A 26,384-nucleotide genomic window follows, 5' to 3' on the forward strand; every position below is an offset into this window, starting at 1 on the left:
ATGTTTTTAGCAATGAAAGAATTGATGCACAGTAAAATGAGATTTTTAATGATCATCATCATTTTCGTGCTCCTAGCCTGGCTGGTATTTATCTTATCAGGCTTAGGGAATGGTCTATCTACGCTGGCTGCGTCAACCTTTAAGACGATGAAGGCAGACTATGTCGTTTTCGAGGAAGGGTCGCAGTCTTCAATGAGCAAGTCGCTGCTGTCTGATCAATTATTGGCGGAAGTAGAGCTGCTGCCTAACGTGAGTGGCGCTGCACCTATGGGAACTAGCATGGCAACAGCCATGAAGGCAAACAGCACCAAGAATGAAGACAAGCTGGATATCGCGATTATAGGAATTAACCCGGGAAGCTTCCTGGAACCGTCTGTCGTGGAAGGGCAAGGCCTATCTGCTGAGAATCCTAAGGGTGTGATCGTGAATTCGACCATGAAGGATGAGGGCTATGGCGTTGGGGACACTTTTCAATTAGACGGCACGACGGAATCATTGACGATTATAGGATTTGTGGAGAATCAGACCTATAACCACGTTGCCTCTGTATTCACTCCGATGGCCGAATGGCGGAAGATTGCCTTCGCAGCTCCTGGTTCCGATAAAGGCGTTGCCGGGCCCGTTAATGCGATTATGCTGCAAGGCAAGGATATCGATCCGGGCGCTATGAATAGCGAGCTAACGGGAACGGACACGGTTACCCGGTCGGCAGCAGTACAGGGAATGCCAGGGTACAAAGAAGAGAACGGAACGATTCTAATGATGCTGGCTTTTCTGCTTGCAATCGCCGCCTTCGTGCTTGGGGTATTCTTTTACGTAATGACGATGCAGAAAACGAACCAGTTCGGCATTATGAAAGCTATAGGTGCCAGTAACAGATTCTTAAGCAAAGCTATTGTATCGCAAGTATTGGTGCTATCGCTGACCAGCATTGTAGTCGGAGTCTTACTGACTTATGGAACAGCGGCCATTATGCCGAAGGGTATGCCGTTCAAGCTGGAGACTTCTCTTGTCGTGACATATTCTGTGATCCTGCTGGTTATCGCTATGTTAAGTTCGCTGGTATCGGTTCGAAAGATTACTAAGATTGATCCGCTCAAGGCGCTCGGGAGGGCTGAATAATGACAATGACTAAGGGATTACACATGAGTGAAGTCACCAAATATTATACCGAAGGAAGCAACCGGATTGCAGCACTCGATCATGTGTCTATATCCGTGGAGCCGGGTGAGTTCGTTGCTGTCGTCGGACCGTCGGGTTCAGGGAAAAGCACATTCTTGTCTATTGCCGGAGCACTGCTGAAGGCTTCAGAAGGGGAGGCTAAGCTGAATGGACATGCTATTGCTAAGCTTACGGCACAGGAACTTGCGGATCTAAGGCTGAAAGAAGTCGGATTCATTATGCAATCATCAAATCTGGTTCCTTATCTAAGTGTACTGGACCAATTGCTCATCGTAAAAAAAATGTCAGGGAAGGTGAACAAAGAAGACAAAGCCTTCGCCGTTAAATTGCTGGAAGAGCTGGGCCTGGGCTCGAAGCTGAACAGCTTCCCGGAGGAGCTGTCAGGCGGTGAGAAGCAGCGGACAGCAATTGCCCGTGCGCTTATCAATAATCCCGGCATCATTCTGGCAGATGAACCGACAGCAAGTCTTGATACCAAGCGTGCCCATGAAGTGGTCTCCCTGATTGCCCATGAGGTGAGAACACGCCGCAAAGCAGCGATTATGGTCACACATGATGAGCGCATGCTTGAATATTGCGATAAGGTGTACCGGATGCAGGACGGGAGGTTAACTGTAGCAGGTGCAGAGGAAGCAGGCTGAGGAAGGTGAAGATCTGGAGGAGATTCAGATCGGAGACGAGGTCATCCGCATCCTCTGGTGGTACCATTCACGGCGCATGAAATTTCATTGAGCATCTATCCGAGATCCCGCTGGATCATATGGAGATTTCGGAATGTTAGTGTTGCTGGTCCGTTTCCGGTTCATTGACACGTTCTGCGCCGTATAATTGGTTCAGATGCTCGATATGTGTGACTCCCCAATCGTTCATGGCCTGCATAATGCCTGATAAGCTTCGTCCATATTCCGTGATGGAATACTCCACCTTCGGCGGGATCTGGTGGTAAATCTCACGGTGGACAATATTGTGGTATTCCAGCTCACGCAATTGTTGTGTGAGCATTTTTTTGGTGATCTCAGGAATGGCCCGCTGCAATTCGCTGAATCTCATGGTTCCGTTAGAGAACAGGCGCAGCAGAATGACGGGCTTCCATTTCCCCACGAAGATTTCTAATGCGGACTCGAATTTACAGTAGGTCATGCCGCTGCCCCCTTGATTCACGTAAGGTATCTTTTAGGTAACTAGGTTTAGTAAAAGTGTCTACTTTTCATGTGAAACCCTTCATATTATTATGCAGCTAAGGCTTCTGTAGCGCAAGAAGAACCGCCTTCCCGGGTGGATGGAGCGCGGATGGCGCTTGCGTGAACATATGAGAGGGAGTGACATTGTATATGAATATTGTGCTATGGGTCTTACAAATTGTTCTAGGCGCGGGGTTCTTGTATTCAGGCTGGCTGAAGGCCTTTCAGTTGGACTCGGCCCGAGCCGCCTGGAGCTGGGTGAATGATGTTCCGCAGGGGGTGGTTATGGGCATCGGCATCGCTGAATTGCTGGGTGTTTTAGGGTTGATTTTACCGATGGCACTCCGAATACTACCGCAGCTCACTCCGCTCGCCGCTATGGGTCTGGCTGCCGCCGCATGTTCCGGGTTGGTCTTCCATCTACTGCGGGGCGAATCTAATGTATGGATCAACATCATCTTTATAGTGCTGGCGGCCATCATTGCTGCCGGTCGTTTCCGGCTCTTGCAGGGAGGCTAAGCCCCGTCCCTTGACCATGCTGGGTGGAATTATTACACTTTTCATAAAAGGTATGGGAGAGGGTAATTCTCTTAGGGCCGCTCCAGGCTATCAGCTATCATTATTAATGATACTCACCTTCTCTTCTAATCATTTTACCTAACTGCTGTAACAGCCTACACTTTGTATGAAGCTACTACAGCGTAACAGGAGGTTATGAAGATGAAGGCAATTACACTTGGACCACAGGGTCTGCAATATATGGAGCATCCGGACAAGCGTCCTGAACAGGGGCAGGTCAAGGTAAGGCTAAAGACAGCCGGACTGAATCACCGGGATTTATTCATTATCGCTGCTGCCGCTTCTGCTACAGAAGGTGTGCCTGGTCCGGTTCATCCTTGCGTGCTGGGTTCAGACGGGGCGGGCGTTATCGAAGAGACAGGTGAGGGGGTAAGCGGCTTGGCTCAGGGGATGGATGTCATCATTAATCCATGTCTCGGCTGGGATCGGGCAGACGAGGTGCCTGTGGTTCCTGATATATTGGGATATCCTGCAGACGGGACTTTTGCGGAATATGTCATTGTGCCTGAGCAGAATGTTATGCCTAAACCAGCATATCTGTCCTGGGAGGAAGCGGGGGTGTTACCCTTAGCGGCACTCACTGCGTACCGGGCGTTATTTACCAGAGGAAACCTGAAGCGGGGCGAGCATGTGCTGATTCCGGGGATTGGCGGCGGGGTGGCTACGTTTGCTGCGCTTATGGCGGCAGCGGCTGGGGCGCAGGTTACGGTCACGTCCAGAAGTGAAGCGAAGCGTGCAGAGGCTCTGCAATTACCGGTTACACGGGTTATAGACAGCACCAGCCGTTGGCGGGAAGAACTCCAGCACCACCCTGTAGACCTGATCCTGGATAGCGTGGGTCCAGCTACATTCGATCAATACTTCGAGGTCATCAAGCCTAACGGGAGAATCGTCATGTTCGGCGCAAGCTCAGGCGATGATCTCACCATTCCGGCCAGAGCGATATTCTTCCCGCAGCTTCAGCTGCTTGGAACCTCCATGGGCAGCCATGAAGAATTCACCGCGATGCTAGAATTCATGGAGCAGCATCAGATACACCCTATCATGGATAGCGTGTATTCTTTAGCGGAGACTCCGCTTGCCCTTCAGCGGATGGAGCGCGCGGAGCAGCTTGGAAATATTGCCCTGAGAATAGGCTAAGGGTAGGGGCAGGACATGCAAACGCTACTGACTCGGCCCGATAGCCTTACGCCAGCCGAATGTGATCGTTTTTTCGATTAGATTAAAAACGCTACTGACATAACGTTGTCAGTAGCGTTTTAGTATCATTAGACGTGTAAACATTCAAGAAAGGGTGATCGCTTATGAATTTCGCTTCGATACGTATCATTACTGACGACATTGATCGTCTGGTTGAATTCTATGAGCTAGTGACGGGGATGACGGCGGAGCGGCCCGCCCCTGTTTTTGCCGAGATTGTCCTGCCCTCCTGCACCCTGGCCATCGGCCACTCCAAGACAGCTCCGCTATTTGGTGCTGATTCTGTAGTGGCGGCTAGTAACCGCACGGTCATTCTGGAGTTCCGCGTCGATGCTGTCGATGCTGAATATGCGCGCCTTAAGCCGCTTGTCGGGGACTGGGTACAGGAGCCGACGACGATGCCGTGGGGGAACCGCTCGATGCTGTTCCGTGATCCCGACGGCAACCTGGTGAACCTCTTTCAGCCGGTGACGGAGGATGCGGTGAAACGGTTTAAGGGCAGGCAATGAAGGGCCAGTCCGCGCGGCAGAAGCGAAATAGAAATCACAAAAAAGCTGGAAGGCTCCTTGGGGGAACCTCCAGCCTTTTTGTGCACAAAACCATGTCTAGTTCCCGAAATGCTTAAGCCACGATTTTAATCCCCCGCTCATAATCTCATATTCGCTCTGTGCATCACCTGGATGCAGCTCGATTCCCCCGGACGGGCCCAGAATCACCATGTCTACACGGGTCTGATCCTTAAAAGTAATGGTCCCGGTATTGCTCGCTCCGAATGAATTCCCTGCATCGAAAGGTCTAAGCTCAGCATCCTGTATCATTTGGATCATTCTATCCGTTTCTTCTTCGCTTAATAAGGTGGGGTTAATCATGCCGATGCTTATTTCCTGTACCTGCCCCGAGTCCAGCTTCTCTTTGAACTGCTCGGACCAGCGGCGTTCTGCGTTTCCTGAGGAGCAGCTGGATACCATCAGGATGAAACCGGCGATTACCAGGACCACACCGGTTACCCGTTCCGCCCCTAAGGCCAGCCCGCTGGGCTCCGCTTTTTTGAACCTCCAGCCCAGCCGTAAATACCAGGCTACCTGAGGCCAGATGGCTATAACCAATCCAATAGTTATGATTACAGCACCCAAAAATCCAGTCAAATCAATCACATCCCATGTCGGTTAATTCATATTTACTACGGGAAACTATTCGTTCAGATTTCTTTTATAGAAATTCTTTACAATATAGGTATTGACTTGACGTGCACGTAAACCTGTAGGATAGAGCCATGAAGTACTTCATAGCCACAGGAAAGGAGAATTCATGATTACCACTCAGCTGAGTAAAATCGGAGAGGTGTCGGCGGTATGTGGAATTATTGCAGACGCAGGGGATTGCCAAGGGCAATGCCATCGTTCTGTTATTGGAGCAGTCGAAGAAGATTAATCTGGACGTTGCTGCTATGTTCCGTGAAGAAGAATTGAATATAGGGACGGAGGAATCAGGGAGAATGGAACATCAATTAGTGAAGCTGGAGGATCATCAGGTCCGGTTTATTGAATTGAAGCCGATGAAGGTGGCGTACTATCAGACTACTGCAGGGAATCAGCCGGAGGATGAGGCGTGGAATGTGCTCTATGCATGGGTGAAGGAAAAAGGGTTAGACCAGGTTTCGGCCACCCGGTATTTCGGCTTCAATCAGCCTGGTGCCCAGAATGAGCATGGTTATGAGATGTGGGCTACGGTCTCTGAAGACAAACCCTCGGGCGAGGTACGGATCAAGCAGGTAAGTGGCGGTCTCTATGCCGTCTCCAGCTTATACGGTCTCGATATCCCCGAAGCCTGGAACCGCTTAAATGAATGGGTGCAGAGCAGTAAATATCAGCCGGGTCCGGGTCAATGGCTGGAGGAGCACTTCCTTTTCAACGGGGATATGTTTGTTAACGAAGCGTTCCAGCTCGATCTTTATTACCCCATAGCCGTGCAGGCGAAGGGTTAATCCGTACATGTACTAAGGCCATCCTGCGAGGAATGGCCTTTACTCTTTTGAAGGGAAAACGGGGTGGTTAACAGAAATAGTATAGGAGAGAGAAAACTAGCAAAACGGAAGGATAGAGCCATGAGCAACTTCATCTTGAAGCATTGGACGGAGGAGCATGAGCTGCCACCCTCTGTGTGACACAACGATTGAGAGCATTGTGAAGTACAATGATGATCCTTGGACCATTGTGGATGCTTGGACGAGCCTGGATTATGAGGGCGGTACAATCAAGCAATTAAGTATTGAAGACCGGACATTAACCGCGGTGAATGAGCATGATGAGCTGAGGATCGAGATCAATCTGGATCATCTTACAGAGATGAAGCTGATCCCATGCCGCAAGTAGAATCAAGAAATGCCTTATCCAGTATTCTAGAATGACTATAGAGCGGTTGGAACGAGGGGGTGAACGGACGGTGTACGAGTGGCACAGGCAGATTCAGACCATTGTCGATGATATGGACCACAGCATTAAGCAGCATAACAGTGAGGCCATAACGCTGCAATCTCTCGCTGACAAGCTGGGCTATTCGGAGTTTCATACGACGAGGAAATTCAAAGAGATATCCGGGATGCAGCTTAGGGATTACCTTCGCCACCGGAAGCTGGCTTTTGCACTGAAGGAGGTGCGGGATAGCGGAAAAAGCATTCTGGATATTGCGCTCGACTATGGATTCTCCTCTCATGAGGCCTTTACGCGGGCGTTCAAGGTGACCTACGGTGTGGCCCCAAGCGAGTACCGGAGGCACCCGTATCCTGTCGTCCTTCGTACCAAAATCAACCCGTTTGACCGCTACTTATTCGGACTAGGAGAGGTTGGCATGGTAAAATCTACAGAAGAGGTTAAAATTTATTTCGTAACCATTCCCGCGCACAAATTCCTGCACATTAAGAACTACGAGAGCAACGGGTACTGGGATTTCTGGCAGAAGCAGAGCCTGATTCCGGGGCAGGACTGCGAGACCATCAGCGGCTTGCTGGATAGTATCAAGGGCAAGCTGGATGATGACGGCGGAAGCGATACGAACAGCGGCAACGGTCAGATCATGGCCTATATGAATGACCCGGACGGCAGGCTCTGCGATTGGGGATTTCCGCGTACAGAGTGCTATGGGGTACGTCTCCCCTATGATTATGAAGGCGAAGTCCCCGCGCAGATGCTGATGGCAGATGTCCCTGAGGCCGAGTATATTGTGTTTGAGCACGGACCGTTTGATTACGAGCAGGAGAACCGCAGTGTCGAGGAACGGATGGAGCAGGCGATGGCCGCTTTTGACTATACAGGCACTGGCTATTGCTCCGACCCTACCCCCGGCCGGATCATCTACTTCTATTTCAACCCGGAGCGGTACTTCAAGTATGTCCGGCCTGTACGGAAGTCATAATTAAGGCCAAGCGCCTGCTGCTTTCATAGGGTGGGTGCTTTACTATATATCAATAATGAACCTAAGGAGTATATCCATGTATGACGCTAATCCGGGCTGGCTTGCCCATTGCACAGAAATTATAGATGTAGCAGATTTGTTACCGGCCCCCTCCACAATGCGTCTGGATCAGGCTGCCCTCCTGTTGGTAAGTGACGGCCAAGCCATGCTGTCGATCAACGGGCATGAAGAGCAGCTTCTTTTCGGCCAGTTAATTGCTCTTGAGAAAGGTTCGGTCATCCGGCTAGCCTCTGCCAATCATTTTGATTTCTCGGGCTATTTGATTAGCTTCAATACCTATGACACAGAAATGCAATCTCCTTGCGATTGGAATACAGACCGGGCGGCGGGCTATAGGGTTCAAAGTGTGCCTGAAGCGGTGGTAGCAGAGATCCGGTCTTCCCTCACCAGGAGCACCGGGCCGCTTGGCATCACCATGAAGCAGTACATTCTATACCATTTGTTAAAAGAATTACAGCAGGAACAGCCAACCGCTGACAGCACACTTGAGCAAAGATTGGCGCGCACGGTGATTTATATGCAGCAGAATTATCATCAAATGATTACAAGAGATGAACTGGCGGCAATCGCCGGATACAGCCCGTCCTATTACTCCAGGAAATTCACCCAGCTCTATCATAAAACACCGGTGGAGTATCTGATCCGTTACCGGATGTATCGTGCTCAGGAGTGGCTGCTGCTTACGGACGACTCCTCCAGACAGGTGGCGAGGAAGACAGGCTTTGAAGATGCGCAATATTTCAGCCGGCAGTTTAGACAGGTAGCCGGGCTTCCGCCCATGCGGTTCAAATCATCGGTTGCAGACAGCCGGATATGCTTCCTCTCCGCGGCACATGCAGAGATAGCAATAGCCTTAGGGGTAATCCCCCAATCTGTTGTTATTGTCAGTGCCTTAACCCCGGACTATCAACAACCCTTGTTCCATATGCATGGAGTGACCTTACTGGCCATGCCGCAGTATGTCACTCTGCCGGACCTCATTGCAGAGCAAGAGCCCGATCTGATTGTTGCTGAGCATTTAACAGAAGAGTTGAAACAATATTTCCGGGCCATTGCTCCCATCCTAACGAGGCTGCCGGATGATCTGAGTGCACTGATCAGCTATTTCGGCACATTGTTCAACCGGGAGGCCCAGGCAGCACAGCTCATTGCCGGGCTTACTGTACAGGCCGATCTCTTGAGAAACAAGCTGCAACGGCAACTTCCGGGCGGCTCCACCGTTCTGTACCTTCGTGTTGAAGAGCTCGGCTATCGTTATATCGGTGAATCCTCCAGCGATGCAGCTACCCTGCTATACAAGGAGCTGGGGTTAACCATGCCTGAGATTGTCCGTGCCCACGAGAACAGCTTCAATCCATGCACATTGCAGCAATTAGCGGAGGCCAATCCTACGTATCTATTCATTGAGAAGCGTATTATGGATTACTATAGCGCAGATCTTAGCCTCTCGAAGCTACAGACCAGTGAGAAATGGGCCGCCTTAGACGCGGTGAAGAATAACCGGGTGATCTATGTGGATACCGGGCTATGGATTAATAATTGCAGCGCGTATGGCAAAAGGGCAATCCTGCAGCAAATGGAACAGGCTATGTTGGAAAGCGGGGCTCCAGAGACACAATAATCCAATGTTTACGACATTTTAGGCTATAGTAGGTTCTATCATTATTCCTTATAATTTGATAGTGATAATCATTATCAAAGAAAAGAGGCTGCAATGTAATGAGAAAACCTATGCTCTATATACTTTCTATGCTAGTTATTCTGACTTTGGCTGCTTGCTCCACCACTAAGGCAGGCAGCGGCAGCACGGCGAAGGCTACAGAAGGGCCTGGTGAGGCTGCCACACGTGTTGTGACAAGTGCTTTTGGTGACATCACCATTCCTGTGAAGCCGAAGAACATGCTGGTCCTTAACTCTAATTATGCCGAGAACTTAATTGAAATCGGCGTGATTCCTAATATGGTCACCCTTGTACAAGAGATTGAACCCGAGTACCGTCCGAAATTATTCAATGACAACAAGGTGACAATGATTGAGGTTCAGCAATATGAAGAGAATCTTGAACTTATTCTTGCCGCAGCACCAGATCTGATTATTGCAGATAGCGGGACGATTGATGCTAAAAGGTATGAAGCTCTGAGCAAGATTGCGCCTACGGTTGCAGTCGAGGCTGGGGGTACGGTGAAGGAAATCGTTACTTCGCTTGGCAAGCTGTTCGACAAAGAGAAGCAAGCTGAAGTAGCACTGAGCAAATATGATGACAAAATAAAAGCCGTCAAACAGACACTGCAACAGGCTCTGGGGGATCAGACAATTCTCGTCTTGCGTGTGGAGCAAAGCCAATATCGGGTGTTGGGCCAGGAGGCTGGAAGCCCCGGAAGCGGCATTTTGTATAACGAGCTGGGACTACATATTCCGGAGCAGTTAAAAGACCATAAAGAATGGTTCACGCCGATATCATTGGAGGTGTTCCCCACCCTTAAGGCAGATCATATCTTCGTAGAGCAACGCATGATGCAGAATTACAGCAGTGAGCAGTCTATGAAGGACTTGGAGCAGTCTCCGATATGGAATGCGATGGACGCTGTGAAAAAAGGGCGTGTGTACCGCTTGGAGACAGCCGATTTTGTAGTGGGTGAAGGACTGATCGGCACGCCGCTGCTCCTGGATTATCTGGTAGACAAGTTGGTGCCCTAATGGAACAGGATATCTATGACGTCATTATCATCGGCGGGGGCCCCGCCGGGATGTATGCAGCCTTCTATAGCGGAATGCGGGAGATGAAGACGAAAATCATCGAAGCCAAGCAGGAACTGGGCGGATTCATGCGCACCTATCCCGAGAAGCTGGTATGGGATGTTGGCGGGATCGGGCCTGTCCGGTGCGAGGAGATCATCCATTCGTTAATCAGACAAGCGGCTACTTTTGACCCAAGTATTGTATTCGGGCAGGAAATCGCCCAGATGGAGAAGCGTGATGACGGTATATTCATACTCACAGCGGATTCAGGAGAGAAGCATTATTCCAGAACCATCATTCTGGCTACGGGGCGCGGCATTACGAGTATTCAGAAGCTGAATATTGAAGGGGCTGACCGCTATGAACTCAGCAACCTTCACTATACCGTCACGAACGTCAATAAGTTCAATGGGAAAAGAGTGCTAATCTCCGGCGGAGGCGATTCGGCAGTCGATTGGGCGGTCGCTATCGCTAAGGTTGCGAAGGAGGTGTATGTCGTTCATAGACGGGATGACTTCAGCGCCTTCGAATCCTCGGTGACCGAGATGAAAGCTCTGGCTACAGTGTATGTTCCCTATACCGTATCCCGGCTACACGGCCATGAAGGCAGAATCGAATCGGTGACCCTGCAGCAGGTGAATGCCCAAGAAACGGTCCGCATGGAAGTGGATGAGGTGCTGGTAAATCACGGGTTCGACCGGGATTTCGGCGGGGCGATCCTCGAATGGGGGCTGGAGCATGAAGAGTTCGGCATCTCGGTAACCCCGGCCATGTGCACGAGCATGCCAGGCATCTTCGGCGCAGGCGATATTGTAACCCATGCGGGAAAGGTAAGGCTGATCGCCGGTGCCTTCAATGATGCGGTGCTTGCCGTCAACAGTGCCAAATTATATATCGATCCCACCGGCTCCAAGATGGCCGGGGTCTCCTCCCATAATGACCGTTTTGCGGACAAGAATGAGGAAGAGCGGCAGAAGTACAAAGCATCGCAGAGCAAGTGAGCATATAAAGTAGCGGTGCATACGAGCGCACAAGCCAAAGGGCTTGTGCGTTTTGCTGTAGCGGAAAGTGGAGGGCGTATTTTATGATTAAGCGATATTAAGATTATTCAAGATTTAGAAATGATTGTGAAAGGTGGGTGCGTAGTTATGAATGAATTTAATGTGAAACAATTCACAATTTGGATTGAGGCCCGAAGAAGGTGCAGCCGACCTCTGCTGCTTGTCCTAATGGCTATCCTTCTGATCAGCAGCCTGACAGCTTGCAGCGGCAACTCCTCAGCGGGCGAGGAAGCAAGTCCGTCTACACAACCAGCCAGTCTATCGGCACTTCCTGCCCAACTGGCCCAGGCAACGCCTGTGGCCACCCCGCTAACGACCAAAGCGACCGGCCAGATTTATCTGTATGGCGAATCCCATGGAGTAGCCAAGATTATGGACAAGGAGTACGAAGCTTGGTCTGATTATTACCACAACAAGGGAATGAGGCACCTATTCGTGGAGCAGTCCTATTATGCTGCCGAATACTTGAACCTGTGGATGCAGTCAGACAATGACGACATTCTGGAGGAGCTTTATCAGGATTGGGAAGGGACTCCGGGTCACGTTCCCTATACGAAGACTTTTTTTCAGAAAATAAAAAGCGGGTGTCCGGATACTATTTTCCACGGGACTGATGTTGGGCATCAACGCGATAAAACCGGTAAGCGGTTTTTGTCTTATCTTGCGGACAACAACCTCACCGGATCAGAGATGTACACCTTAACTACCGAGGCCATTCAGCAGGGGCTGATATATTACAGGAGTTATGATAATGTATACCGGGAGAATAAAATGGCGGAGAATTTCATCCGTGAATTTGAAAAGCTGGGCAGCGAGAACATCATGGGCATTTACGGCGCAGCGCATACCGGAGTCAATGAAATGGAACGTATCACCCAAGCGGTTCCTTGTATGGCGAATCAATTACGGAAGCACTACGGCCGCAACCTGCATTCCGAGGACATTAGCTGGATGGCAAAGGATATTGAACCGCTCAGAGTGGATGAAATCACCATGCAGGGCAAAAAGTATGCGGCATCGTATTTTGGGAAAAGTGATTTGAGCGGATTCAAGGATTACGCCTTCCGGGAGTTTTGGCGATTGGAAGGAGCTTATGCAGATGCGAGCAAGCTGCCGCTGACGGATAATGTTCTTACGTATGACCAATACCCGATGCTGATCGAAAAAGGCCAGGTCTTTGCCATCAGCTATACCAAAACAGACGGTACCACGGAAAGAGAATATCATGTGGCTAACGGTAAGAAGTGGGAGGACATGGATGCAACAGTGCAAATTAAGGTAACGGAATGACCTGTTGTATGTAAGCAAACCTGCGGAAATGGTATATTAGTCTAGGAGTTTCCATTTCTTAAGCAGATGGGCAGGTGTAACATTTGGACATGAATAATGGAAAAGGGAAAGCTCAAGTTGTGGAATTTATGACTTGGGCGGAGGAGAAGGGCTGGGAGATAAGGAGGAAGTCCGGTTCTCAGCTACATTTAGATAGCGGCATTACTTCCCGATATACAGGACTACCTGATGAGTATTTAGAATTTCTAAAGGTGGTTGAGACGTGCGTTGCACCGGATGAGCAAACCTGGTTTATGGGTGAGGCTGAGTTCAATCATAGTGCGGAAACCGAATTCCGGTGGAATGAATTTGAACTCCTAAGTTTGGAGGCCGCAGCGGGTGATTCAGCTTGGCAGTCTGAGATCACAGCCTGGTGGGATCACCACTTGCCGATCGTAATGTCTGTGGAGGATGGTTATTCCTTCTATGCCATTGCAACGGATAGCGGGGCTATTGTTCATGGATGTGAGCCTGAATTCGAAGAGGTTGAGAAGGTAGCCGATTCGTTTGGAGAATTCCTGGCCTGGATGATGTCGAATTCGAATAGATAGATTCTAAGATGCAGAAAGATCAGAACCTGAGGAACTTGGTTCTGATCTTTTTTATCATTCTCTTGCTTCAATCCTGCTCCCGGTCTCTGTCATACTCAAGTTCAACCAATTTAATGAAATAGGAGGGAGTAATCTTTAAACCTCTGCAAAGTTCAAATATTTTGGTGATGGACGGCTCGTTGCGGCCGACCTCGATCATAGAGATATAGGAACGGTCTACATTACATTCGTGAGTAAGGTCCTCTTGGCTCAAGCCTTGTTTGAGTCGTATCGTTTTACGGTTTTTTCCGATAATTTGTTTAAGGGTATTGGGTGTATCGTTCAAGGAAAATACTCCTTGTATATCCATGATCTATCCCTGCCCAGCCATCTCCACAAACCTACACATTGCACTGGAGAGCATGGCGTTGCGGCAGTATATCAACCATACCTCTAGCTTCCGGTATTCTTCGGGGAGGCGGTGGGAAGTGATTCGTCCGGCCTGTTCCGCCTTGCGGATCGAGGACTTAGGCAGCAGGGAGACGCCGAGTCCGGCAGATACTCCGTTTAGAATCATTTCCAGCGTGCCGAATTCCCGGATCTGAACCGAGTGCATCCCGCTCTCACGCAGGAAGCGCTCCGCTTTAACCCGGTGCGTACAGCCAACGTCGAAGAACAGCATGGGCTTGTGCAGCAGTTCTTGGAGTTCGCTCTCCCCCGGTTCAGCAATTAGCACCAGCTCCTCCTCGTAAGCCACAATATGCCCGATATCCGGCTGGTCTATGGGGCCGTATACGAAGGCACCATCCAGCTTATGATCAAGCACCTTGTGCAGAAGGTCATGCGTTTCACCCGTGATGAGCGACAGATGGACATCAGGGTAGCGTGAATGGTAGCCGGCGATCATGGATGTCAGATGAATGACCGCCGTCGTCTCAATAGAGCCAATCCGCAGCGGACCGGCCGGGTGCTCGGAGTATTGTGTCGATTGTACAGCTTCGTCCATTAGCAACAGTATAGCATTCGCGTATTCCAGCAGGTTCTCGCCCGCAGGCGTTAACATCATTCCCCGATTGGACCGGTGAAACAGCGGTACCTTCAGCTCAGCCTCCAGGAACTGAATCCGGCTCGTCACATTCGACTGTACATAGTTCAAGGCTTGCGCAGCTCTCGTAATCGTACCCTCACGGGCCACAGCCTGAAAAATCCTCAAATCTCCACTTTCCATTGCGGTGTCACCTTCTGTATATCATAATCTATGGTAGTACCTTCCGATGCTGATCATTGTACTGAATTCCATCATTGATGCTTCCCATCAATGAATGGTCAATCAATGGGGTTGTCGATGTGATCCTCATAGTAATCGAAGTATAACTGCTTCTGCGTCCCTCTTACCGCATAGAACACATCGGCTACGGACTTGCCCCGCTGCTCAAGCGCCTGATTTAGCCACTGGGCGGTCAACCCGTTGTGGGCGAGATTGTCTTCAATGATCCTGCCGTCCATGATCAGCTCAACCGGGAAGGACTGGACTGCTGCGGCGTGCAGCTTCAGATCCTTGCGCGTCACCCACTCATATTCGCTTTTCTTCTTGACCGACAGCTTCCCGTGGCCTTCCAGGCAAGCGTACTCCACCTCCTCCAGATTGAAAATATCCTTCTCGCGCAGCGATTGAGCCAGGGAGTCTAAGGTGTAACGGATGCTTCGCATGTTGTCCTCAAGAATAGTCCCGTCCTCAATGATAACGGTTGGCGTACCGGATACCCACCGGTTCCATGTCCGGCTCTCCAGCGCGGCCTTGGAGACGAGGAAAGAGATGGCGAAGAAGATCAGCAGCGATACGGCGATGAGCCCATAGCTCAGCTTGTTATTAAACGCCAGATTCGCTGCAATGGAGCCCAGCGTAATACCGCTCACGAAGTCATGGAAGGTCATATTGGAGATCGTCTGCTTCCCGAGGATTCTCGATGTTACCATAAGGAGGACAAAAGCGGCGATCGTTCGTAAGATAATTTCCAGATAAGTTGGCAACAGGCATACTCCTTACTCTATGTTCTTAGGGCAGTTAGACTAGCTTACACCCTAAGAATAGCCCTAAACCTGCCGTAATAGACATTCGTAAAAAGCATTTGCAATAAGCCTGGCACACCAACGGTCTCGGGTCTTCTGTTACCACACCCCGAAGCCCGGATCATACTCCCGGACAGCTGAATAAATCCCCTCCACTATACGGGGAAGGTCTTCTTCCGGGTAGCCATAGTCCTCGGGCATGGCCTGCGGGGGAACAATAGCAGATGCGCTGCCGGGGTACAGCTCAATCTTATGCTTTTCCAATCCAATCTCGAAAGAATCCTTGAATGACAACCCGTCATGGGCCAGAAAAAAGTACATGTCGTGGATATCATCCTCTTCAATGATGAGCACACCATGTTCGTTCAGCTTCATAAGATAACCTCCTGCTCGAATAGTGTTACATCTATTATATTCGATTGGTTATGAGCGAAGCGCGGTAGGACAGGGGAGTTGCCGACTCGTATTTCTTGAAGATCTTAATGAAATAGCCGGCATCGCAAAAATTCAAGTGATTGCTGATCTCGTTGACTGACCAATCGGTTGTTGCCAGCAGCTCCTTCGCCCACCCGACCTTCATGCGGGCGACATATAGGGAGAAATGCTCGCCCATCTCCCTGGTGAACAGGCGGCTGAAGTAGCTGGGGCTGATATGGCATAGCTGCGCCAGCGATTTCAGCGAGAAATTCTCCTCCCGGTGGCTTAGCATATAGTCCAAAGCAGGCTGCAGCGTAGGACTTATGCATTCCGTTTTGTATGCGCTTCCCGAAGAGACCGGAGTCTTGGGAGCCGAAGGCGGCTCTACAGGCAGAGGCGGCAGCTCAAGCTGGAGCTTGGACTCCTGCGGGTTCAAGGCCTCAACCTGCCGGTTCCTCTCCAGCAGCTCATGCTTCAGGATCGATTCCTTGACCACATAGTTGCACAAATGATAGAGCATATCGGCGGTGGCCACAACCTCCCCATAGGTCATGACGGGCAGCAGTTCGTACTTGCGGGCCCGATCCTCCGTCATGGCGTCCTGCTGCGGGCGGGATACAATCTGCTCCAGATTCGGGCCGCTTCCCTCCGCCAGCCGGATCTGTCCGGCCATCAGCGCACCGATGTACTGATTATCGACAATGATAGGTATAGCAATGTCGAGAATATCGAAGTGGCAGCGGTAGATATAGGGCCGGCTCAGCCGCACAGCCTCTAGACCTCCGCGCGCGTCACATTTTTGACAATAGGCTGAGAATTCCTTGTCGCTGCGCACGGTCTGGCAGAAGGCCTGACAGCGGCTATGTGCCGTAACCGGCACGCCTTTATAATCAACCATAATGATGGCCATGCGTGTCACAAGGGACAACGATTCCTGAAGCTTGCCCCATTCGTCCAAATCAATGATATACTTCAAGTCGAATTTGGATTGCATCCGGCTCACCCTTTCCATCTACAGTCATAATGAGAACAGGATAATTATAATTCAGAATCTGGGCAACATAATAATACTATTTTGCAGCATATTAATTCGTTTGCTTTGTCCCATGCGCCCCTCTATCCAGTTGTCTATAATGGGGACATACGACTCGAGGAGGAATGAAAGAATGAGAAGAACCTTTATCAGCCCGGCTAAGTACACACAAGGTGAAGATGAGCTGCTTCAATTGGGATACTTCGTCAGTACTTTCGGCACATCGGCTCTGCTGATTGCGCACCCGGATGATGTGAAGCGTGTGCAAGCCAAGCTCGATGCCACCAGCAGTCAATTCGGCATTACACTGGTGAAGGGGGATTTCCAGGGCGAATGCTCCCGGCAGGAGATTTCCAGACTACAGGAGCTGGCCCGTGAGCACAAGTGTGCTTGTACTATAGGTCTTGGCGGCGGCAAAGCGATCGACACGGCTAAATGTGTGGCAGAAGGCGATGCGCTGATTATCGTTCCTACCATTGCGGCCACCGATGCACCCACCAGCCATTCTGCTGTTATTTACACTTCTGAAGGCGCTTTCGAGGATTATGCTTACTTCAAAGCCAGCCCATCGGTTGTGCTGATTGATACTACTGTTATTGCGCAGGCTCCTACCCGCTTCCTGGTATCCGGGATGGGCGACGCCCTCTCCACCTACTTCGAGGCCAGAGCTACTGCGGCATCCTATTCGAATGTCAATGCGGGGCTTCCTTGCGGAGTGCATGCAGGCGTGATTACGGAGGCCAAAGGCACCAAAGCCGCGCTGGCCCTTGCCCGCTTATGCTACGATACACTGCTGGAGGATGGCGCCAAGGCCAAGCTGGCTTGCGATCAGAACGTGGTGACACCGGCGCTGGAGAATATTATTGAAACCAACATCCTGCTGTCGGGGCTCGGGTTCGAGAGCAGCGGCCTGGCTGCCGCACATGCTATCCATAACGGCCTGACGGCGCTTGAAGGCACTCATCATTATTATCATGGCGAAAAGGTGGCCTTCAGCACGATTGCACAGCTCGTTCTGGAGAATGCGCAGCAGGCAGAGATCGATCAGGTGCTGTCCTTCTGCCACTCTGTGGGGCTTCCCGTATGCCTGGCTGATATTGGTGTCGCTTCCATCTCCCATGAGGAGCTGATGGAAGTGGCCCGCAAGGCGTGTATCCCGGAGGAGTCGATTCATTCGATGCCGTTCCCGGTTACCGCTGAAGCGGTTGCCGCTGCCATTGCTGTTGCTGACAAGCTGGGCGAAGCCTTCAAGAAGAGCAAGGAGCAGCGCGTATGAAAAAGATAATCAACGACCCGTCGGACCTCGTCCGTGAGATGTGCAGCGGACTGGTGATGGCTCATCCGCAGCTGACATTCGACAGCAAATACAAAATTATCTCCAGGTCTGCGCCGAATCCTGACAAGGTAACGCTGATCAGCGGCGGGGGCAGCGGCCATGAGCCGGCGCATGCCGGGCTGGTCGGACCGGGAATGCTGGATGCCGCAGTCTGCGGCGATGTCTTCGCCTCCCCGTCACAGATTCAGGTCTATCAGGCGATTCGCAACCATACCGGCCACAAGGGCGCGCTGCTGATCATCAAGAATTACAGCGGTGATATAATGAACTTCCAGAATGCAGCTTATTTGGCGGCTGAGGATGGCCTCGCTGTGGACTATGTGAAGGTTGATGATGATATTGCAGTAGAAGACAGCCTGTATACGGTGGGGCGCAGAGGGGTTGCAGGCACGATTCTGGTGCATAAGGTTGCCGGGGCGGCTGCCGAGGCCGGACTGCCGCTGGCAGAGGTGAAGCAGGCCGCGCAGCATGCGGCAGAGCATGTGCGCAGTCTTGGTTTTGCTTTTACCTCATGCACGGTTCCGGCCAAGGGTACGCCTACCTTCCAGCTTCAGGAGGATGAGATGGAGTATGGGGTCGGCATTCATGGGGAGCCGGGCATCCGCAGAGAAAAGCTGCTTAGCGCCGATGAGCTGGCGGAACGTATGATCACTGCCCTGCTGGCCAGTCTGAACCTGGATCAGCCGGACGGCGGAGAGGTAGTGGTGCTGGTCAACGGCTTCGGCGCAACGCCTCTGCAGGAGCTGTACCTGCTCAATCACTCCGTAATCCGTAGTCTGGGAGAACGGGGGATCATCATCCGCCAATCTCTTGTGGGCAACTATATGACCAGCATAGATATGGCAGGTGCTTCCATCAGCCTGATGAAGCTGGATGATGAGCTGCGCAGATGGCTTGCTGAGCCTTGCGATACTCCGGCGCTCCGGCTAACGGGCGACCTTGCGCCGGTACAATACGTCAGCCCTCTTCCGCAGCAGGAGGCTCAGGCTGAGTGGAGCCTGACGGCCGAGACCGATCCGGGCTTCGCTGTCCTCCGTGACGAACGGCTGCGGCTTACGAATATCATCTATCTGGTGGATAAGATGAGCGAGATTATTATCGCGAATGAGGCTCCCTTCTGTGAGCTGGACGCCCATGCAGGTGATGGAGATTTCGGGATGAGCGTCGCCAAGGGCTTCAAGCAATTGAAGCGGGAATGGAAGGAGCTGCTTCAGCATCATTCCACGAATATTGGGAGCTTCCTTCAGGCCTGCTCCCTGATCATTATGGAGCATTGCGGCGGAGCCTCCGGTCCGATCTGGGGCTCAGCCTTCCGTTCAGCAGGCAAATATGCCGCAGGCCGCACCTCGCTGAATACGCTGGAGATGGCCGGAATGCTGGAAGCAGCGGTTCAGGGCATCCAGGCTACCGGCGAACGCTCCTTCGGACGTGGAGCAGTTGTAGGCGATAAGACGCTGATCGATGCGCTGATTCCTTGTGCTGAAGCCTGGAAGAGCAGTGCGGAGCAGAAGCTGTCCCTGAAAGAGGCCTTTGCCAGAGCGGCCGAAGCGGCTGTTGAGGGGGCCAGACGCACAGAAGCTATCGTCGCGCGGATGGGCCGGGCCGGGACGGTGGGCGAGCGCAGCATCGGCTACCCGGATGCGGGCGCATTTGCCCTGGGGGTTATTTTCACAGAGCTGTCTAACGCTGTTCAGTAAGTGTTCCAACGTTATAAGCCCGCCTGTCACTTCACCGTGACGGCGGGCTTATTCTTGTCTAGTCAACGAGGGGCCTGGAATATATGCAGGGTGTGATATGATGGAAGATGATCGGCCTGGTCATTTTTAGGAGACAGATTCTTTTGCAGGAGGGATCATCATGAATATAGAGAAGCAGACAGCGCAGCTTGAGCGGATCAAGACAAAGCTGGGGCAGGCCCTTCGCAAGGATGCGGAATTCGCGGAATTTGGGTCCTCATCACATCAATACAGGCAGGAAGATAAGCTTACAGCAGGCAAACTGGCAGACTGGGAGGCCCAATATGGGATCAAGCTTCCTGAACCATTCGCCCGGTTCCTGACAGAGATCGGGAACGGCGGGGCCGGACCGTATTACGGAATTTATCCGCTTGAACAAGCCACCTCCTATACCGAGCTTCCGGCACTCCAGGGCCGGGCGGCGCTTCATCCCGGGATGAGCGCAGAGGAATGGAATATCCTGACGGAGCCTTTGACGGGCGAGCGGGACATCTCGGATGAAGAATACGAGGAGACCAGAAACAAGGCGCTTGGCGGAATGCTGTGCATCGGCACCCAGGGCTGCGAATATGAGATGTATCTGGTGCTGGAAGGGGAACACCGGGGGAGAGTGGTGTACACCTCCGATTTTTATCCGGACCGTCCTTTTTTCTTCGTCTATGAAGACAACTTCCTGGACTGGTACGAGCGCTGGCTGGATGAGATTATTCTGGATTATGACAACGCATGGTTTGGCAGCCGGCTGCCGGGTGACGAGAATACGCTTATTCAGCTGTATCGGAACACCCCAGACGAGAAGCTGCAGGCCAAAGCGCTAGAGGCGATGTTCAAGTTCAAGCGAATCGCCCCGGCCACCCTGAAATTCCTAAACAATGTGGCCGGGCAGGTCTCCCGGGATGCCAACACTGCCATCTCGCTGCTCTGCAAAACGTCCTTTGCGGCGGGCAGACCCTATCTGCTCAAGCTGCTGCAGTCGGATGATTCTGAGGGAGCGCTCCGCGCCTTAAGCATTCTACATACTTACGGCAAGAATGAGGACCGGACCGAATTCATTCCGGTGATCCGGCAGAGGCTTGAACGGATTAATGATGCGGAAACTCTGCGTTATGCAGGTTATATCCTTAAAGACTGCGATGCTGTGAACCTCCGTGACTTCGCACACTTCTTGTGCCATGCCAGCCTGGTTATGCAGACGACTGCGATCTATGCCGTGAGGGAATGCGGGAATAAGCAGGAGAGCTGGGAGATCATTGAACAGATGTTCCGTACGGGAGGTACAGAGGTACTGCGCAGCTCCATTTCACATTGGGACGTTATTCCACACGAGAAGCTGCTGCCTTACTATAAGGCGATATGGCCCGAATACAAAGGCAATCCTAATTTCAGGGAGAAATTCGCCGCTTGCCTCAGGGAGCTGCACTTGCCGGATGATTATTTTGGCTGAGCGGATGTTCCCCGCCTAAAATCGGTCTTTGTAAAGGCCCCTGTGATCAGCAAATAGCAGGACAAACATTCTTGGAGGGTATACGTATGCTTCTTTCAGAAATATTGCCTCATGTGGCCCGGTTACAGTCAGATCACTATGCTACAAAGTATAGAAATGAGTATCTGACCTATCAACAATTACTGCATCAGGTGAGCTGTGTGGCGGGAGGTCTGAAGGATTTGGGAGTAGGACCCGGTGAACGGGTGGCGCTTGCAGGTGAACCTTGCCCATATCTTGTGATTGCAGAATGTGCCGTAATTGCTATAGGTGCCATTCCAGTTACGGTTTTTCCAGGTTTGGCTCCTGCAGAGATGAATCAGATCCTTGAAGATGCTGCCCCAACAGCTATCGTGTACGATGCGGATCATCCGGGAATAGCCTCTTCTCTTTCAGCGCCCAGTATAGCTTTAACTATCACGTTCAAGCCGGTCAACGGCGGCCTGTCTTTAGAAGATTTAATTGCGGCCTCCTCTCCACTAACAGAATGGTATATAGCAGAGCCGGATGATGTCGCTCTTCTTATTTATACCGGGGGTACAACGGGACGCTCCAAGGGAGTGATGCACTCTCATCGTAGGATCAGAAAATGGGCTTTCATGAACCCTGCAAGAGGCGGAGGGCATAATCCGGCCAAGAAATCGCTTGTTCCTAATCAAGCCCATCTTACCGGACAATTTATCCTTTGGACAACTCTTTTTGAAGGGGGCTGTCTCATTTATCCGGACTCCTATCCGCTGCAGGCTAACGAGGTCATAGACATTATTGAGCGTGAGCAAATCAGGTTCCTGGGAACAGTCGGACTTTTATTCAGGGATATCACTGCCTTGGCAGGCAACCATTCCAGAGAAGCTGGATTCGTGGCAGGCATATCCTGTGGAGGTGCTCCTATCAGTGAGAAGACCTTGTATCAAGCTCTTGAAGTATTCCCTAACGCGCAGTTATCAGAGGTGTATTCACAGACGGAGAGCGGCCAATTTATCAGCTTCTTATCCGTACAAGAGTGCCTTGCAGAAGGGAAGCTGCATCGGCTGCAATCGGTCGGAAATCCATCCCATATGAACCGCTGGGGCCAGAAGCCGTTTGAGGTTAGTATAGTTGATGACTCAGGGCAAGAAGTAGAACAAGGAGACGTTGGCGAGATCATATGCCGAAGTGAACAAATTATGCTTGGCTACTGGAACAATCCGGAAGAGACAGGCAGGACCATCCGAGATGGGTGGCTCTATACGGGTGATCTCGGCAGACTGGATGCAGACGGTTATTTATACATTGTGGACCGGAAGAAAGATATGATTATAGTAGGGGCTTCTAATGTCTACTGTGCTGAAGTGGAACAGGTAATAAGCGCACACCCCTCTATTCTTGAGGCTGCTGTTATAGGAACCCCCTTGCCGGATGAAGGTGAAGAAGTCACAGCAGTAGTTGTACTTAAGCATAAGCAGACACTCGCTCTAGAGGACTTGCAACAATTCTGCGGTCAATCGATAGCCGAATATAAGCTGCCTACCCGCTTAGTGATTACTCACTCACTTGCCAGAACATCCGTAGGCAAAATAGATAAGAAGGCGATAAAAAATAGTATTTACTAAAGGAGGTTCTCCATGAGACTTCGTGATAAAGTCGTTCTCGTTACAGGTGTTACGGGCACGGCAGGAGATAAAATTGCCAGAAGATGTGTTAGCGAGGGAGCAGAGGTTAAAGGGCTTATCCGAAATAGGGACCAGATCGCGCTATGTGAAGAGCTCGGCATTACACCCGTCATCGGAGACTTGACCGATAGAGCGGCCATCAAGGACGCACTTCAAAATGTGAACGTTATCATTCACGCTGCGGCGTATCTGGGGGAGGATCGGGCGATTGCCGAAGCGTCCAATGTTCAAGGGGTCCAGAGTCTGGCCCACGGTGCTGTAGCTGCGGGAGTAGAGCGCTTCGTGCATATTTCTACGGTATCGGTCTATGGTCATTTTGATGGAGAGGTGGAGCTGGATGAGGCAAGCAGCCTTGCCTTCGGCCACGGGGAGGTATATATTTCAACCAAATGTGAATCGGAACGAATCGTGCAGGCTGCAATGGCTAACGGTTTAACCAGTGTGATCCTGCGTCCTGGAGTAATCTGCTCCGAATCCAACTCGCACTGGGGCGACAGACTGATCGCTAAGCTTACTGATTCAGGGGAAGTGGACTGGATTCATCCAGAGGACTTAACGCCTTGGGTGCATGCGGACAACCTGGCAGAGATGTGTGTACTGGCAGCGACGCAGCCTGCGGCCGGGAACCAGTGCTATAACGCAATTGACGGGAATTACCCGGAAAAAGATTTTACGATGCGTATCGGTCTTGCCCTGAACAAGAAGTTCGTCATACCGGGCGGAGACCCTATAAGAACGGCATATAGCTGCGGCAAAATAAAAAACGAGCTGGCCTACAGCCCGGTCAAAACGTTCGAGGAGACCGTTGTCCGGCTGGAGCAGCAAGCAAGGGGAGAGCTAAATGTATCCTAAACCGAAGGCCATGCGTTCCGTTCTAGATCCAAAGTATTTGGAATACTGTCTGAGTTCTCTGTATGACCTTGGAGATTGGAAGGATTGCCTGTTCTGGTTACGCGGCTTGAACGATACTTACAGAATCCGTACCGGCACAGGCACTTATATTCTTCGGATCTACCGCCAATCGATAGCTGAAAGTGATGTTGTCTATGAATTGTCCCTCCTGACACAGCTGGAACACCAACTGAGTGCAGTAAATACAAAGGTTTCCGTTCCCCTCCCTCAAAAGAACAGCAGCTTATATACGGTCATCGATGCGCCGGAGGGCCCGAGAGTTGCCGTGATTTACAGCTATCTGACAGGCACGGAGAACGTGCTGCATGATGAGGAATCGTGTATTTCCTTCGGGAAATCTGCTGCTGAATTGCACGCTGCCATGGACAGGGTCTCCTTAGATTTGCCTAGACCGGATCTGGATACCCGCGCTCTGATCTCCCAGCCGCTGGAGCTTATTGTGGATTATCTCGGTGAGGGACACCGCTCTGCTGCGTATCTGCGCGAGTTCGCCGGTGCATTAACGGAGCGGGTCAACGCTGCTAGTCCGGGCCTGGACTGGGGCATCTGCCACGGAGATTTGCACGGGAATAACAATGCCTTCCAGGAGGGAGATACGTTCACGCATTATGATTTTGAATGGGCGGCTCCGGGTTGGCGGGCCTACGACTTGGCCCAGGTCCGGCACAGAAAACGTCTGCCGCACGAGAAGAAGGAACCGCTGTGGCAGGCATTAATGTCGGGCTACCGCTCGGTGAGAGACTTTTCTGAACAAGATGAATCTGTAATTGATCTGTTTATGATGGCCCGCCGCTTGTGGGTGATGGGACTGGATGTCGAGTTCATCAGTGACAGCGGTGCGCTGGATTATACGGAAGACTGGCTGGAGGAGTTCATTGGTGAGTTCCGCTCTTACGATATAGTCTGATGATTCATGAGGAGGAGGAAGATGGCTATGTACACCCTCTATAAGCATTGTCCGGTATTTCGAAATGAACAAATTACCCTGCGGCCGGTGCTGGAGGAGGATGCTCCAGGTCTGCTTAACTGTTACGCAGATCAGAAGGCGGTGCCCTTGTTCAACGCGGATAATTGCAATGGCGATACGTTCTACTATCCAACAGCGGAGCGGATGAAGCAGGCGCTTGATTTCTGGAGGTATAGCTATGACACGGAGCAGTTTGTCCGCATGACGATCATCTGGAATCCTACTAACGAGATCATCGGAAGTGAGGAGATGTTTAACCGCGGGGGGCTCCCGGCTATGGGGTGCATGGCGTATTGCGCATAGATGTGATGAGCGTATATGAGCAGGAAGAGGTGCTGAACGCTGTCCTGGAGCTGGTGCAGGAGCATTTCTACCATGCATTCGGTGTGGAATGGATCATGACCAAGGCCATCGACGCTGCGGCAGCACGCAGGGCTGTTCTTACAGGGCAGGGGTATATTCCGCTCAAGGAGTTCGAGTTATCGGATTATTATGGCCGCGTAAAAAAGGAGCTGTAGTGACGATTACCCTCCGTTAGGCGGGATGCTGTTAAAAGCCCACTGCAGCTGGGCATCCGCCCAGTCATCTTCTCCGCGAATGCATATGATGATTATGCCTAATGAAACGGAGAGGATGATAGATATGGGATTTATACCAGTGCCGGGAGGCGGCGGAGGATTTCCGGGGATACCGGGATTTCCGGGTGGACCAGGCTTGCCGGGAGGGCCGGGGGTTCCAGGGATTCCAGGCGGAGGGCCCGGAGGATTTCCGGGGACGCCCGGGGGTGCGCCGGGAGGAGTAGCGGCACCGACGGCGCCACCGCCGCAATTCGTGCCGCAAGCACCGGCGGTCACGGCTTATGCGGTTGACCCCGGAGGCATCAGAGGATGCCTGTTCCGCAACACCTATATCTGGCTGAATAATGGTGAGCAGTTCTGGTTCTACCCGGTATTCGTGGGCAGAAGTTCGGTGGCGGGCTTCAGATGGAACGGCTTCTTCTGGGGATACTACGGCGTTGATTTGAACCGGGTTAGCTCGTTCACCTGCTTCTAGCCTGGCGGCATCTCCCTGTTTGGCGTACCGTGTCTTGGTTAAGTATAGATCAAGATCACGAACAGGGAGGTGTACTATGGACAACCTGTGGATGACATTCGTCTACCCTGGCAGCTTCTTAAGTCTGCTGGGGATTGTACTACTCATTATTGGCTATCAACGGCGGCGCACGGGCAGGCGTACCCGTCTGGAGGGCGTGGTAGCCCAGCCCGGTCCGCCGGCACCTGGAGGCCCAGGCACCGCATCGTTCCAGCGGGAGGTACGGTATTCGCTGATGGGAGGCATTCTGCTGGGGCTGGGCTTGCTCCTATTTGCTGCACTGGGCGTTACCACGCTATTGGAATAGGACAAGCTGTGCCTTTGTGTTTAGTAATATTCTCTTGGTGCTTGCTGTTCTGGTTATTGCGGTGAGCATGGTCTATTATGTGCAGTTTGGGCGCAGGGGTAGCCGAT

General features: G+C 51.6%; 30 protein-coding genes. 23 read left to right on the plus strand and 7 right to left on the minus strand.

What is annotated here, in order from left to right; translation table 11 throughout:
- Positions 1–1,122 carry an ABC transporter permease gene (locus C162_RS04030; protein ID WP_036691508.1) on the plus strand — a complete coding sequence of 374 codons (1,122 nt, stop codon included), beginning with the start codon at positions 1–3 and terminating at the stop codon, positions 1,120–1,122.
- Positions 1,123–1,127: 5 nt separating this feature from the next.
- Positions 1,128–1,823 carry an ABC transporter ATP-binding protein gene (locus tag C162_RS04035; protein WP_036691726.1) on the plus strand — a complete coding sequence of 232 codons (696 nt, stop codon included), beginning with the start codon at positions 1,128–1,130 and terminating at the stop codon, positions 1,821–1,823.
- A gap of 136 nt (positions 1,824–1,959) precedes the next feature.
- On the opposite strand, the gene C162_RS04040 is transcribed toward C162_RS04035, so the two are convergent.
- Positions 1,960–2,322, minus strand: coding sequence for a winged helix-turn-helix transcriptional regulator (locus tag C162_RS04040; RefSeq protein ID WP_036691509.1), 363 nt, complete (start codon positions 2,320–2,322; stop codon positions 1,960–1,962).
- 191 nt (positions 2,323–2,513) lie between these two features.
- On the opposite strand from C162_RS04040, the gene C162_RS04045 reads away from it, so the two are divergent.
- The 3 genes from C162_RS04045 (at position 2,514) to C162_RS04055 (ending at position 4,651) form a co-directional block, all read left to right on the plus strand.
- Positions 2,514–2,882 (plus strand): DoxX family protein, encoded by a 369-nt coding sequence (locus C162_RS04045; RefSeq protein WP_036691512.1) that lies wholly within the window; start codon positions 2,514–2,516, stop codon positions 2,880–2,882.
- 201 nt (positions 2,883–3,083) lie between these two features.
- Complete coding sequence (locus tag C162_RS04050) at positions 3,084–4,082, plus strand: zinc-binding dehydrogenase (protein WP_036691515.1); 999 nt, start codon at positions 3,084–3,086, stop codon at positions 4,080–4,082.
- Between the two features lie 164 nt (positions 4,083–4,246).
- Positions 4,247–4,651, plus strand: coding sequence for a VOC family protein (locus tag C162_RS04055; protein WP_036691518.1), 405 nt, complete (start codon positions 4,247–4,249; stop codon positions 4,649–4,651).
- Between the two features lie 96 nt (positions 4,652–4,747).
- On the opposite strand, the gene C162_RS34065 is transcribed toward C162_RS04055, so the two are convergent.
- Entirely contained in the window at positions 4,748–5,287 is a 540-nt protein-coding gene (locus C162_RS34065; protein WP_051493220.1) for a DUF6199 family natural product biosynthesis protein, read from the minus strand.
- 209 nt (positions 5,288–5,496) lie between these two features.
- Between C162_RS34065 and C162_RS34070 the strand changes: the two genes are divergently transcribed.
- The 8 genes from C162_RS34070 (at position 5,497) to C162_RS04100 (ending at position 13,293) form a co-directional block, all read left to right on the plus strand.
- On the plus strand, positions 5,497–6,126 hold the full coding sequence (locus C162_RS34070) for an AraC family transcriptional regulator (protein ID WP_051493221.1): 630 nt from the start codon (positions 5,497–5,499) through the stop codon (positions 6,124–6,126).
- Positions 6,127–6,283: 157 nt separating this feature from the next.
- Positions 6,284–6,514: a hypothetical protein gene (locus C162_RS04070; protein WP_036691520.1), complete on the plus strand. Its 231-nt coding sequence runs from the start codon at positions 6,284–6,286 to the stop codon at positions 6,512–6,514.
- Between the two features lie 70 nt (positions 6,515–6,584).
- Positions 6,585–7,553, plus strand: coding sequence for a helix-turn-helix transcriptional regulator (locus tag C162_RS04075; protein ID WP_036691522.1), 969 nt, complete (start codon positions 6,585–6,587; stop codon positions 7,551–7,553).
- Positions 7,554–7,629: 76 nt separating this feature from the next.
- Positions 7,630–9,234 (plus strand): helix-turn-helix domain-containing protein, encoded by a 1,605-nt coding sequence (locus tag C162_RS04080; RefSeq protein WP_051493222.1) that lies wholly within the window; start codon positions 7,630–7,632, stop codon positions 9,232–9,234.
- 98 nt (positions 9,235–9,332) lie between these two features.
- A complete protein-coding gene (locus C162_RS04085; protein WP_036691523.1) occupies positions 9,333–10,310 on the plus strand; it encodes an ABC transporter substrate-binding protein in 978 nt (325 codons plus the stop codon).
- Positions 10,310–11,353, plus strand: a complete 1,044-nt coding sequence (locus C162_RS04090; protein WP_036691525.1) for an NAD(P)/FAD-dependent oxidoreductase — start codon at positions 10,310–10,312, stop codon at positions 11,351–11,353. The genes C162_RS04085 and C162_RS04090 overlap by 1 nt, the downstream gene beginning before the upstream one ends.
- A 147-nt stretch (positions 11,354–11,500) precedes the next feature.
- On the plus strand, positions 11,501–12,703 hold the full coding sequence (locus C162_RS04095) for a hypothetical protein (RefSeq protein WP_156949547.1): 1,203 nt from the start codon (positions 11,501–11,503) through the stop codon (positions 12,701–12,703).
- 89 nt (positions 12,704–12,792) lie between these two features.
- Positions 12,793–13,293, plus strand: coding sequence for an SMI1/KNR4 family protein (locus tag C162_RS04100; protein ID WP_036691738.1), 501 nt, complete (start codon positions 12,793–12,795; stop codon positions 13,291–13,293).
- A gap of 67 nt (positions 13,294–13,360) precedes the next feature.
- On the opposite strand, the gene C162_RS04105 is transcribed toward C162_RS04100, so the two are convergent.
- From C162_RS04105 to C162_RS04125, 5 genes are all read right to left on the minus strand, one after another.
- Positions 13,361–13,618 (minus strand): helix-turn-helix domain-containing protein, encoded by a 258-nt coding sequence (locus tag C162_RS04105; RefSeq protein ID WP_036691740.1) that lies wholly within the window; start codon positions 13,616–13,618, stop codon positions 13,361–13,363.
- A 27-nt stretch (positions 13,619–13,645) separates the two neighbouring features.
- Complete coding sequence (locus tag C162_RS04110; RefSeq protein ID WP_036691527.1) at positions 13,646–14,500, minus strand: LysR family transcriptional regulator; 855 nt, start codon at positions 14,498–14,500, stop codon at positions 13,646–13,648.
- Between the two features lie 98 nt (positions 14,501–14,598).
- Positions 14,599–15,303: a DUF421 domain-containing protein gene (locus C162_RS04115; RefSeq protein ID WP_036691529.1), complete on the minus strand. Its 705-nt coding sequence runs from the start codon at positions 15,301–15,303 to the stop codon at positions 14,599–14,601.
- Positions 15,304–15,441: 138 nt separating this feature from the next.
- Positions 15,442–15,717, minus strand: a complete 276-nt coding sequence (locus tag C162_RS04120; RefSeq protein ID WP_036691530.1) for a hypothetical protein — start codon at positions 15,715–15,717, stop codon at positions 15,442–15,444.
- Positions 15,718–15,751: 34 nt separating this feature from the next.
- Positions 15,752–16,753: a PocR ligand-binding domain-containing protein gene (locus C162_RS04125; protein ID WP_036691532.1), complete on the minus strand. Its 1,002-nt coding sequence runs from the start codon at positions 16,751–16,753 to the stop codon at positions 15,752–15,754.
- A gap of 172 nt (positions 16,754–16,925) precedes the next feature.
- Here C162_RS04125 and C162_RS04130 point away from each other — a divergent pair, with 172 nt between their 5' ends.
- The 10 genes from C162_RS04130 (at position 16,926) to C162_RS04170 (ending at position 26,277) form a co-directional block, all read left to right on the plus strand.
- Positions 16,926–18,068 (plus strand): glycerol dehydrogenase, encoded by a 1,143-nt coding sequence (locus C162_RS04130; protein WP_036691534.1) that lies wholly within the window; start codon positions 16,926–16,928, stop codon positions 18,066–18,068.
- Positions 18,065–19,825, plus strand: coding sequence for a dihydroxyacetone kinase subunit DhaK (dhaK, locus tag C162_RS34955; RefSeq protein WP_036691536.1), 1,761 nt, complete (start codon positions 18,065–18,067; stop codon positions 19,823–19,825). Before C162_RS04130 ends, dhaK begins: the two co-directional genes overlap by 4 nt.
- A 160-nt stretch (positions 19,826–19,985) precedes the next feature.
- Positions 19,986–21,308, plus strand: a complete 1,323-nt coding sequence (locus tag C162_RS04140) for an SMI1/KNR4 family protein (RefSeq protein WP_036691538.1) — start codon at positions 19,986–19,988, stop codon at positions 21,306–21,308.
- 86 nt (positions 21,309–21,394) lie between these two features.
- Complete coding sequence (locus C162_RS04145; protein ID WP_036691540.1) at positions 21,395–22,939, plus strand: class I adenylate-forming enzyme family protein; 1,545 nt, start codon at positions 21,395–21,397, stop codon at positions 22,937–22,939.
- Between the two features lie 12 nt (positions 22,940–22,951).
- Positions 22,952–23,851, plus strand: coding sequence for an NAD-dependent epimerase/dehydratase family protein (locus C162_RS04150; protein WP_036691541.1), 900 nt, complete (start codon positions 22,952–22,954; stop codon positions 23,849–23,851).
- Positions 23,841–24,818: a phosphotransferase gene (locus tag C162_RS04155; protein WP_036691543.1), complete on the plus strand. Its 978-nt coding sequence runs from the start codon at positions 23,841–23,843 to the stop codon at positions 24,816–24,818. Before C162_RS04150 ends, C162_RS04155 begins: the two co-directional genes overlap by 11 nt.
- 21 nt (positions 24,819–24,839) lie before the next feature.
- Complete coding sequence (locus tag C162_RS36580; protein WP_200869179.1) at positions 24,840–25,181, plus strand: GNAT family N-acetyltransferase; 342 nt, start codon at positions 24,840–24,842, stop codon at positions 25,179–25,181.
- On the plus strand, positions 25,172–25,396 hold the full coding sequence (locus tag C162_RS36585; protein WP_200869180.1) for a hypothetical protein: 225 nt from the start codon (positions 25,172–25,174) through the stop codon (positions 25,394–25,396). The genes C162_RS36580 and C162_RS36585 overlap by 10 nt, the downstream gene beginning before the upstream one ends.
- 124 nt (positions 25,397–25,520) lie before the next feature.
- Positions 25,521–25,931, plus strand: coding sequence for a hypothetical protein (locus C162_RS04165; protein WP_036691545.1), 411 nt, complete (start codon positions 25,521–25,523; stop codon positions 25,929–25,931).
- Between the two features lie 76 nt (positions 25,932–26,007).
- The gene (locus C162_RS04170; RefSeq protein ID WP_036691547.1) at positions 26,008–26,277 is read left to right on the plus strand and encodes a hypothetical protein; all 270 of its coding nucleotides are present in this window, start codon (positions 26,008–26,010) and stop codon (positions 26,275–26,277) included.
- Positions 26,278–26,384: the final 107 nt, after the last annotated feature.

This window comes from Paenibacillus sp. FSL R7-269 (genome assembly GCF_000517865.1).
In the GTDB taxonomy this organism is placed as follows: Bacteria; Bacillota; Bacilli; order Paenibacillales; family Paenibacillaceae; genus Paenibacillus_AQ.